Here is an 11835-nt window from a genome sequence, read left to right as displayed (position 1 = left end):
GAAGTGACCCGACCTTCCGGATTCCTCGAGAGGGAAACGCACGTATGAATGAGGAAAAGCTCCGCTACTTTCTCAAGCGGGTGACCGCCGACCTGCATGAGACCCGACGCCGCCTTCAGGAGGTGGAGTCGGAGGACCAGGAGCCCATCGCGATCGTCGGGATGAGCTGCCGCTACCCGGGTGGCGTCAGCTCGCCCGAGGATCTGTGGCGGCTGGTGTCCGAGGGCGGGGACGGCATTTCCGAGTTCCCCACCGACCGCGGCTGGGACATCGGGCGGCTCTTCGACGACAATCCGGACGGCGCGGGCACGAGCTATGTCCGGGAGGGTGGTTTCCTCCACGACGCCAACTACTTCGACCCGGCCTTCTTCGGTATCAATCCGCGCGAGGCCCTCGCGATGGACCCCCAGCAGCGGCTGCTGCTGGAGACCACGTGGGAGGTGTTCGAGCGGGCGGGCATCGACGCCACGTCCGTACGCGGCACCCGTACCGGTGTGTTCGCGGGCGTGATGTACCACGACTACGCCTCACGGCTGCGCGCCGTGCCGCCCGGTGTCGAGGGCTACCTCGGCACCGGCGGCTCCAGCAGCATCGCCTCCGGCCGGGTGGCGTACACCTTCGGCCTGGAGGGCCCCGCGCTCACCGTCGACACCGCGTGCTCCTCGTCGCTGGTGACCCTGCACCTGGCCATGCAGGCGCTGCGCAACGGCGAGTGCTCGCTGGCGCTGGCGGGCGGTGTCACCGTGATGTCGACACCCGGCACCTTCACCGAGTTCAGCCGCCAGCGCGGGCTGTCCTTCGACGGCCGCTGCAAGTCCTTCGCGGCGTCGGCGGACGGCACCGGCTGGTCAGAGGGCGCGGGCATGCTGCTGGTGGAGCGGCTGTCGGACGCCCGCCGCAACAGCCACAAGGTGCTGGCCGTCGTCCGTGGCTCGGCCATCAACCAGGACGGCGCGAGCAATGGCCTGACGGCGCCCAACGGCCCGTCCCAGCAGCGCGTCATCCGCCAGGCGCTCGCCAGCGCCCGGCTGACGGCCGACCACATCGACGTGGTCGAGGCCCATGGCACGGGTACGACGCTGGGCGACCCGATCGAGGCGCAGGCGCTGCTGGCCACCTACGGCAAGGAGAAGCCCGCCGAGCGGCCGCTGCTGCTGGGCTCCATCAAGTCCAATGTCGGCCACACCCAGGCCGCGGCCGGTGTCGCCGGGATCATCAAGATGGTCAAGGCCATCGAGCACGGCTATGTGCCGAAGTCCCTGCACATCGACGAGCCGTCGCCGCATATCGACTGGTCGGCCGGGGCGGTCTCGCTGCTGACCGAGGGCCGCCCGTGGCCGGAGACCGGCCGTCCGCGCCGCGCCGCCGTGTCCTCGTTCGGCATCAGCGGCACCAACGCCCACCTGATCATCGAGCAGCCCCCGGCCGAGGACCCCGAGGGCGAGGAGGAGGCCGCGGAGGCCCCCGCCGAAGGGACGACGGCGACGGAGGCACCCGCCGAGGAGGCGGTGGCGCCGGCCGAAGAGACGGCCGCGCCCCGCACCCTTCCGCTGCTCCCGTGGCTGGTGTCCGGCAAGGGCGAGGACGCGCTGCGCGCCCAGGCCGCCCGGCTGCACACGTATGTGGCCGAACGCCCCGAGCTGGACCCGGTGTCCCTCGGCTACTCCCTGGCCACCACCCGCGCCGCCCTGGAGAACCGGGCGGCCGTCATCGCCGCCGACCGCGCGACCTTCCTCGACCGCCTCGCCGCGCTCGCCTCCGGTGCGCCCGCCGCCGGGGTGGTCCAGGGCGTGGAGACCCGCGGCAAGCTGGCGTTCCTCTTCACCGGCCAGGGCAGCCAGCGCCTCGGCATGGGGCGTGAGCTGTACGACGCGTACCCGGCGTTCGCGCAGGCCCTGGACGCGGTGTGCGCCGCGCTCGACCCGCGTCTCGAACGGCCCCTGAAGGATGTGCTGTTCGGCGACGACACCGCCGCGCTGGACCGGACCGGGTTCACCCAGCCCGCGCTGTTCGCCATCGAGGTGGCCCTCTTCCGGCTCGTCGAGTCATGGGGCCTGAAGCCGGACGTGGTCTCCGGACACTCCATCGGCGAGATCGCCGCCGCGCATGTCGCCGGGGTGCTCTCGCTCGACCACGCCGCCCTGCTGGTGGCGGCCCGTGGCCGGCTGATGCAGCGGCTGCCCGGCGGCGGCGCGATGATCGCCGTCCAGGCGTCCGAGGACGAGGTGACGCCGCTGCTCACCGAGGGCGTCTCGATCGCCGCGCTCAACGGGCCGACGTCGGTGGTCATCGCGGGCGACGAGGACGCGGCCGTCTCGATCGCCGCGTCGTTCGAGGCCCAGGGCCGTAAGACCAAGCGGCTCACCGTCAGCCACGCCTTCCACTCGCCGCTGATGGACCCGATGCTGGAGGCGTTCCGCAAGGTCGTGGAGAGCCTGACGTACGAGGCCCCGAAGATCCCGGTGGTCTCCAACCTCACCGGCACCATCGCGCCCGCCGCCGAGATCGCCACCGCCGGATTCTGGGTCCGCCATGTCCGCGAGGCCGTGCGCTTCCTGGACGGTATGCGCGCGATGGAGGCGCAGGGCGTCACCACCTATCTCGAACTCGGCCCGGACGGTGTGCTGTCCGCGCTCGGCCAGGAGTGCCTGGCGGGCGAGTCCGAACATGTGGCGCTCGTCCCCGTCCTGCGGTCCGGCCGCCCCGAGGCCGAGACCCTGACCACCGCCTTGGCCACCCTGCACACCCGGGGCACCGCCCCCGACTGGGCGGCGTACTACGCGGGCACCGGCGCCGAACGCGTCGAACTGCCCACCTACGCCTTCCAGCGCGAGCACTACTGGCTGGACGCGGGCACCGCCTACGGCGACGTCTCCTCGGTCGGCCTCGGCTCCGCCGACCATCCGCTGCTCGGCGCGGCCGTCTCCCTGGCCGACGCGGAGGGTTTCCTCTTCACCGGGCGGCTCGCGCTGGACACCCACCCCTGGCTGGCCGACCACGCCGTCATGGGCGCGGTGCTGCTGCCCGGCACCGCGTTCGTGGAACTGGCGGTGCGCGCGGGTGAGCAAGCCGGATGCGATCTGGTCGAGGAGCTCACCCTGGAGGCCCCGCTGATCCTGCCCGAACGGGGCGGGGTCCGGCTCCAGATCGCCGTGGGCGCCCCCGACGACACCGGCCGCCGCACCCTCGCCCTCCACTCCCGCCCCGACGAGGCCGGAGACGACGAGCCATGGGTACGCCACGCCACGGGCGCCTTGGCGGCGGGCGCGGCGGAGAGTTCGTTCGACCTGTCCGCCTGGCCGCCCGCCGGGGCGGAGCGCATCGACACCGACGGACTGTACGAGGGCCTGGCCGACGCGGGCTTCGGCTACGGCCCGGTCTTCCAGGGCCTGCGCGCCGCCTGGCGCGGCGACGGCGAGGTCTACGCCGAGGTCGCGCTCCCCGAGGACACCGACCCCGGCGCCGCCCTCTTCGGCCTCCACCCGGCCCTGTTGGACGCGGTCCTGCACACCATCGGCCTCAGCGACCTCACCGAGAACCCGGGCCAGGGCGGACTCCCCTTCTCCTGGACCGGCGTCCGCGTCCACTCGGTGGGCGCCGACACGGTACGCGTCCGCCTGTCACCGGCCGGAAACGGCACGGTGTCCCTCCAACTCGCCGACGTCACCGGCGCCCCGGTGGCCTCGGTCGACCGCCTGGCCCTGCGCACGGTCTCCCCGGATCAGCTGACGGCTCCGGGCGGCGCGTCGGACGCCCTGTTCACGGTGGACTGGACCCCGATCCCGGCAACGTCCGAGCAGGTGTCCCCCGACCGCTGGGCGGTGGTGGGCTCCGAGGTTCCCGGTCTCGGAACGCTCGGCGGTGAGATCGCGGCGTACGCGGATCTGGGTGCGCTCGCCGAAGCGGTCGCTGCCGGAACGGCGCTGCCGGAGCGCGTCGTGGTTTCCCTGACAGGGGACAGCGCCGCACCTGAAGGCCCAGGTGCGGCAATTCAAGCCCGTCCGGCGCTTGAGGACACGCCCGGAGGGCGCCCGGACCCGTACTCGTACGGTGCGGCGTCCCCAGCCCGTCCGGCGCTTGAGGACCGGGGTCCGGGGCGGAGCCCCGGTGGGGTTCAAGGGGCGGAGCCCCTTGTTTCGGGAAGGGGCGGGATTGGGGAAAACCCCGCCACCACGGCGCACCAGACCACGGCCCAGACCCTGACCCTGCTCCAAACCTGGCTGGCCGAAGCCCACTTCACCGACACCCACCTGGTCATCCTCACCAACGCCACCAACCTCCCCCACGCCGCCGCCCACGGCCTCATCCGCTCCGCCCAGTCGGAGAACCCCGGCCGCATCACCCTGGTGGACCTCGACACCCACTCGGACTCCCTCGAAGCCCTGCCCACCGCCCTCGCGTCCGGCGAGCAGGAACTCGCGGTACGCGAAGGCACAGTCAAGGCCCCGCGCCTGGCCCGCGCCACCACGCAGCCGGAGACCGAAACCCCCGAGTGGAACCCCGACGGCACCGTCCTGCTCACCGGCGCGACCGGCACCCTGGGCACCCTCTTCGCCCGCCACCTCGTAACCGCCCGCGGCGTACGCCACCTCCTGCTGGTGAGCCGCCGAGGCGAAACCGCCCCCGGCGCCGCCGAACTCATCGTCGAACTGGAAGCGTTGGGCGCCGAAGCCCACTGGGCCGCCTGCGACGTGGCGGACCGGGACGCCCTCGCGGCAACCCTCGCCGCCATCCCGGCAGAACACCCCCTCACCGCCGTGATCCACACGGCAGGCGTGCTGGACGATGGCGTGATCGCGTCCCTGACCCCCGACCGGCTGGCCACCGTCCTCCGCCCCAAGGCGGACGCGGCCTGGAACCTGCACGAGCTGACCCAGGACGCGGACCTGTCCGCATTCATCCTGTTCAGCTCGGCCGCCGGAGTCTTCGGCGGCGCCGGACAGGGCAACTACGCCGCGGCCAACGCCTTCCTGGACGCCCTGGCCCAGCACCGCCGGGCGAACGGCCTCCCCGCCACCTCCCTCGCCTGGGGCCTGTGGGCCGAGTCCGGCGGCATGGCCGGAGACCTGGACGAGGCGGAACTCGCCCGCCTCCGGCGCGGCGGCGTCGCCGCCATCACCGCCGACCAGGGCCGTGAACTCTTCGACCTGGCGAACGCCACGGACAGCGCGCTGCTCGTGCCGATGCCGCTCGACCTGGCCGCCCTCCGCACCCAGGCGGCCGCCGGAATGCTGCCGCCGCTCTTCCGCGGTCTGGTCCGCGTCCCGCCGCGCCGCGCGGCCCAGGCCGCGGCCGCGGCGCGCTCCGGCGCGCTCGCCCAGCAGCTGGCCGGGGCGTCCGCCGACGAGGCGGAGGCCATCGTGCTCGGCCTGGTCCGTGCGCAGGTGGCGGCCGTGCTCGGCTACGCCGGACCCGAAGCGGTCGACCCGCGGCGCGCCTTCAGCGAGGTCGGCTTCGACTCGCTCACCGCCGTCGAACTGCGCAACCGCCTGACCGCGGTCAGCGGTGTCCGGCTGCCCGCCACGCTGATCTTCGACTACCCGACCCCCGCCGCCCTCGCCGAGTATCTGCGGGCCGAGGCCCAGGGCAGTCAGGAGGACGCGGCGGCACCCGTGGCCGCCGCCACCACCGGCGACGATGAGCCCATCGCCATCGTGGCGATGAGCTGCCGCTTCCCCGGCGGGGTGACCTCGCCCGAGGACCTGTGGAAGCTGGTGGCCGAGGGCGCCGACGCCATCACCGACATGCCCACCGACCGCGGCTGGGACATCGAGTCGCTCTACGACGACGACCCCGACCAGCAGGGCACCAGCTACGCCCGCAACGGCGGATTCCTGCACGACGCCCACCACTTCGACCCCGTCTTCTTCGGGATCTCACCCCGTGAGGCCCTCGCGATGGACCCGCAGCAGCGGCTGCTGCTGGAGACCACGTGGGAGGCGTTCGAGCGGGCCGGGATCGACCCGGCGGCGGTTCGCGGCAGCCGGACCGGTGTCTACACCGGCGTGATGTACAACGACTACGGCACTCTGCTGCACCGTGCCCCCGACGGCCTCGAGGGCTACATGGGCACCGCCAGCTCGGGCAGCGTCGCCTCGGGCCGGGTGTCGTACACCTTCGGGCTCGAGGGCCCGGCGGTGACCGTCGACACGGCGTGCTCGTCGTCGCTGGTCACCCTGCACATGGCGGTGCAGGCGCTGCGCGGCGGCGAGTGCTCGCTGGCGCTCGCGGGCGGTGTCACCGTGATGGCGACCCCCGGCACCTTCGTGGCCTTCAGCAAGCAGCGCGGCCTCGCGACCGACGGCCGCTGCAAGCCCTTCGCCGCCGCGGCCGATGGCACGGCCTGGGGCGAGGGCGTGGGCATGCTGCTGGTCGAGCGGCTGTCGGACGCCCGCAAGAACGGCCATCCGGTGCTGGCAATCGTGCGTGGCAGCGCGATCAACCAGGACGGTGCTTCCAACGGTCTGACGGCGCCCAACGGCCCGTCCCAGCAGCGCGTCATCCGGCAGGCGCTCGCCAACGCCCGGCTGTCCGCGGCCGATGTGGATGTCGTGGAAGCACACGGCACGGGTACGACGCTGGGTGACCCGATCGAGGCGCAGGCGCTGCTCGCCACCTACGGCCAGGAGCGGCCCGAGGACGAGCCGCTCTGGCTCGGCTCGGTGAAGTCCAACTTCGGCCACACCCAGGCCGCGGCCGGTGTCGCCGGGATCATCAAGATGGTCAAGGCCATCGAGCACGGGGTGCTGCCCAGGACCCTGCACGTGGACGAGCCGTCCCCGCACGTGGACTGGTCGGCGGGCGCGGTGTCGCTGCTCACCGAGCAGACCGAGTGGCCGGAGACCGGCCGTCCGCGCCGGGCCGCGGTGTCCTCGTTCGGCATCAGCGGCACCAACGCGCACACCATCATCGAGCAGGCCCCGGCGGAGCGGCCCACGGCCGCCGACGCCGCCGCGCCCGAGCCCGGTGCGCTGCCGTGGCTCCTGTCCGGCGGGAGCGAGGCGGCGCTGCGCGCCCAGGCCGAGCGGCTGCTGGAACACCTCGATGCCGACCCCGGGCTGCGCCCAGCCGATGTCGGCTACTCCCTGGCCACCACCCGCGCCGTCCACGACCGGCGCGCGGTGCTGGTCGGCACGGACCGCGAGGACTTCACCCGCGCCCTGACGGCGCTCGCTCGCGGCGAGGCGGCGGCCCAGCTGGTGCAGGGCACCGGGACGGCCGGAAAGACGGCGTTCGTGTTCCCGGGACAGGGCTCGCAGTGGGCCGGGATGGCGGTGGGGCTGATGGACGCCTCGCCCGTCTTCGCGTCCCGTATCCACGAATGCGCCGCCGCGCTGGCGGAGTTCACCGACTGGTCGCTGGTGGATGTGTTGCGCGGGGCCGACGACGCGCCGTCGCTGGAGCGCGTGGACGTCGTCCAGCCGGTGCTGTTCGCGGTGATGGTGTCCCTCGCCGAGCTGTGGCGTTCGCTGGGCGTCCGGCCGTCCGCCGTGGTCGGCCACTCCCAGGGTGAGATCGCCGCCGCGTGCGTGGCCGGAATCCTGACGCTCCAGGACGCCGCCCGCGTGGTCACGTTGCGCAGCCAGGCGATCGGCCGGGTGCTTGCGGGCAAGGGCGGCATGGTGTCGGTGGCGCTTCCGGTGGTGGAGGTGCGGGAGCGGATCGCGTCGTGGGGTGAGGAGCGGATTTCGGTGGCGGCGGTCAACGGGCCGTCGTCGGTGGTGGTTTCGGGTGAGCCCGAGGCGCTGGATGAGCTGGTCGCCTCGTGTGAGGCGGATGAGGTGCGGGCCCGGCGGGTGCCGGTGGACTACGCCTCGCACTCCGCGCAGGTCGAGCTGCTCCGCGAGGAACTCCTGGAGCTTCTGGCCCCCGTACAGCCGAAGAACGCCCAGGTGCCGTTCCTGTCCACCGTCACGGGGGAGTGGGTCGAGGGTCCGGAGCTGGATGCCGAGTACTGGTTCACCAACCTCCGTCGCACCGTCGAGTTGGAGGGTGCGGTTCGCCGGCTGCTGGACGAGGGCTTCGGCGCCTTCATCGAGTCCAGCGCCCACCCCGTGCTGACCATGGGTGTGCAGGAGACGGCCGAGGATGCGGGCCGCGACGCTGCCGCGATCGGGTCGCTGCGCCGCGATGAGGGCGGTCTCGACCGCTTCTGGACCTCGCTGGGCGAGGCGTGGACGCGTGGCGTCACCGTGGATTGGGAGGCGGTGTACGAGGGGACCGGCGCGGTCCGCGTCGAGCTGCCCACGTACGCCTTCCAGCACGAGCGCTACTGGATCGAGGTCCCGCTCTCGGTGGGCGATGTCGCCTCCGCGGGGCTTGGCGCCGCCGGGCATCCGCTGCTGGGCGCCGCCGTCGAACTCCCCGACTCCGACGGCTTCCTGCTCACCGGGCGGCTCTCCCTCCAGACCCACCCCTGGCTCGCCGACCACGCGGTGTCCGGCACCGTGCTGCTGCCCGGGACGGCCTTCGTGGAGCTGGCGATCCGCGCCGGTGACCAGGTTGGCTGCGCTCTGCTGGAGGAGCTGACCCTCGAGGCGCCGCTGATCCTGCCCGCCCGGGGCGGGATCCAGCTGCGGCTGACCGTCGGCGCGCCCGACGCGAGCGGCCGCCGGACACTGGAGGTCTACTCCCGCCCGGAGCCGGACGCGCACCGGGGCGGCGATGCCTCGGAGGTGCCCTGGAGCCGCCACGCCGGCGGTGTCCTGGCCCCGGGTGACGCCGCCGACAGCGGTGAGGACCTGTCCGTATGGCCGCCCGCGGAGGCCGTCGCCCTCGATGTGGACGATCTCTACGAGCGGTTCGCGGCGGGCGGCTTCGGCTACGGCCCGGCGTTCCAGGGGCTTGCGGCCGCCTGGCGGCGCGGCGAGGAGGTCTTCGCCGAGCTGCGTCTGGACCGGCGGCAGCACGCCGACGCCGCGCTGTTCGGGCTGCATCCGGCGCTGCTGGACGCCGCGTTGCACGGGGTCGCGCTCGGCGAGTTCCTGGGTGCCGGGGCCGACGGGATCCGGCTGCCGTTCTCCTGGACCGGGGTCACCCTCCACGCGGCGGGCGCCACGGCGCTGCGCGTACGGATCGCCCCGGCAGGTCCCGACACGGTGGCCCTGACCGTCGCGGACGAGAACGGCGGCGCGGTCGCGTCGGTGGACTCCCTGGTGCTGCGGCGCATCGCCCCGGAGCAGCTGCGCGCGGCCCAGGTGACCTACCACGACTCGCTGTTCCGGCTGGAGTGGACTCCGGTGCCGGTGCCCTCGGCGGCCCCCGGAGCCGTCCGCTGGGCCCTGGTCGGCGAGCAGGCCGCCGCGGACGGCACGGACGCCTTCGGGCTCGTTGGCGCGCTGGAGTCCACCGGCGCGGAGTGCGAGGTCTTCTCCGATCTGACCGAGCTCGCGGCCGTGGTGGCCTCGGGCGGGCCCCGGCCGGACGTCGTCCTCCTCCCGCTCACCGGCCCCGCCGGTGGCGGTGGCGGCCATCTGGCGGAGGGCGTACGGCTGGCCACCCATGCCGCGCTGGACACCGCTCAGTCGTGGCTCGCGGAGGAGGCTTTCGCCGGGGCGCGGCTGGCGTTCGTCACCCGGAGCGCGGTCGCCACCTCCCCGGACGCCGAGGTGTCCGACCTGACGCACAGCTCCGTATGGGGGCTGATCCGCACCGCCCAGACCGAGAACCCGGACCGCTTCCTGCTGCTCGACCTGGACCACGAGGAGACCGCGGCCGACGCGCTCGTGGGGGCCGTGGCCGGTGGTGAGCCGCAGCTCGCCGTCCGCGCGGGCGCCCTCCACGCGCCCCGGCTGGCCCGGGTCGCCACTCAGGAGGAGGACCGGACGCCGGAGGGGCTGCCGGAGTTCGACCCGGACGGCACGGTCCTGATCACCGGCGCCACCGGTGTGCTCGGCGGACAGCTCGCCCGCCATCTGGTGGCCGAGCGCGGCGTACGGCATCTGCTGCTCAACAGCCGCCGTGGTCAGCGCGCCCAGGGGATGCCCGAGCTGGTCGGCGAACTGACCGCGCTGGGCGCCGAGGTGAGCGTCGCGGCGTGCGACGTGGCCGACCGCGAGGCGCTGTCGATGCTGCTGGCCGAGGTGGACCCGGCGCATCCGCTCACCGCCGTCGTGCACACCGCAGGAGTGCTGGACGACGGGCTGCTGCCCGCGCTCACCCCGGAGCGGATCGACACGGTCGTCCGGCCGAAGGTGGACGCGGCGGTCAATCTGCACGAGCTGACCCTCGGCCTGGACCTGAAGGCGTTTGTGCTGTTCTCGTCCGCCGCCGGAATCTTCGGCGCGCCGGGCCAGGCCAACTACGCGGCGGCCAACACCTTCCTGGACGCCTTCGCCGCGCACCGCCGCTCCGCCGGACTCCCGGCGCTCTCGCTGGCCTGGGGCCTGTGGGAGCAGCGCAGCGCGATGACCGGCGGCATGGCGGACGCGGACGTGGCCCGCATGGAGCGCTCCGGGATGGCACCGCTGTCCTCGCGGGACGGTCTGGAGCTGTTCGACACGGCGTGCGGGGTGGGCGGTGAGGCGGTCCTCGTACCGCTGCACCTGGACACCGCGCCGCTGCGCGAGCAGGCCGCCGAGGGTGCGCTGCCCGCGGTGTTCCGCGGACTGGTCCGGGCCCCGGCCCGGCGGCGCGCCGTCTCCGCCGGGGCGGCCGACACCGGTGGCCCCTCGCTGGCGCGGCGGCTGGCCGGGCTGGCCGAGGCGGAGCGCGAGAAGGCCGTGCTGGACCTGGTCCGCGGCCAGGCCGCCGCGGTCCTCGGCTTCGCGGACGCGGAGGCGGTGGGGGCCGCACGGGGCTTCCTGGAGCAGGGCTTCGACTCGCTGACCGCCGTCGAGCTGCGCAACCGGCTCGGCGCCGCGAGCGGGCTGCGGCTGCCCCCGACGCTGCTGTTCGACCATCCGACGCCCGAGCTGGCCGCCCGGCAGCTGCTCGCGCGGCTGGCCGGTGCGGTGGCCGCCGAGGGCGGCGCGGTGTCGGACGCGGCGCGCGAGGAGGCGGCGGGCGCGGAGCCGTCGGCCGCGCTCGGCGCGATGCTGCGGGAGGCCGGACAGCTCGGCCGGCAGGAGGAGTTCACCCGGCTGCTGATGGACCTCTCGCGGTTCCGGCCCTCGTTCGCAAGCGCCGCCGAACTGGACAAGGCGCCCGCGCTGGTACGGCTGTCGCGTGGTGAGACCGGGCCCGCGCTGGTGTGCTTCTCCTCGATCCTGTCGATCGGCGGCCCGCACCAGTACGCCCGGTTCGCCGCCGGATTCCGCGGCCGCCGGGATGTGTGGGCAATGGGCAACCCCGGTTTCGTCGCCGGGGAGCGGCTGCCGGCCACCCCGGAGGCGGTGGTCGAGGCGCAGGCCGAGGCGGTGCTGCGGGAGACCGACGGAGCGCCGTTCGTCCTGCTCGGCCACTCCTCGGGCGGGCTGCTCGCCCATGAGGTGGCGGCGCGGCTGGAGAGCACCGGGGTCTTCCCGGACGCGGTCGTCCTGCTCGACATCTACTCGCACGACCGGGACGCGGCCGTGGGCCTCCAGCCCGGACTGAGCGCCGGAATGGACGAGCGGAGCGCGGGCCAGGTGCCGGTGGACGACACCCGGCTGCTGGCCATGGGCGCGTACTTCCGGCTGTTCGGGGAGTGGCGGCCCAGCGAGATCAAGACGCCGACCCTGCTGGTCCGGGCCGGGGAGCGGCTCTTCGACTGGTCCCGCGACGACGGCGACTGGCGGTCGTACTGGCAGCTGCCGCACACCGCGCTCGATGTGGCGGGGAACCACTTCACGATGATGGAGGAGCACGCCGGGACGACGGCACGGGCCGTGGAGGACTGGCTGTCCTGACGGACGG

1 protein-coding gene is annotated in these 11835 nt (G+C 73.9%); it reads left to right on the top strand.

Going from position 1 to position 11835, the window contains the following annotated elements; translation table 11 throughout:
- Positions 1-44 precede the first annotated feature (44 nt).
- A complete protein-coding gene (locus AB0E24_RS35725) occupies positions 45-11828 on the top strand; it encodes a type I polyketide synthase (RefSeq protein ID WP_359383449.1) in 11784 nt (3927 codons plus the stop codon).
- The last annotated feature ends 7 nt before the right edge of the window (positions 11829-11835 follow it).

Origin of the sequence: Streptomyces malaysiensis subsp. malaysiensis (assembly GCF_040653035.1) — a bacterium.
GTDB lineage: Bacteria > Actinomycetota > Actinomycetes > Streptomycetales > Streptomycetaceae > Streptomyces > Streptomyces malaysiensis.
This window is presented reverse-complemented; position numbering and strand designations above follow the sequence as displayed.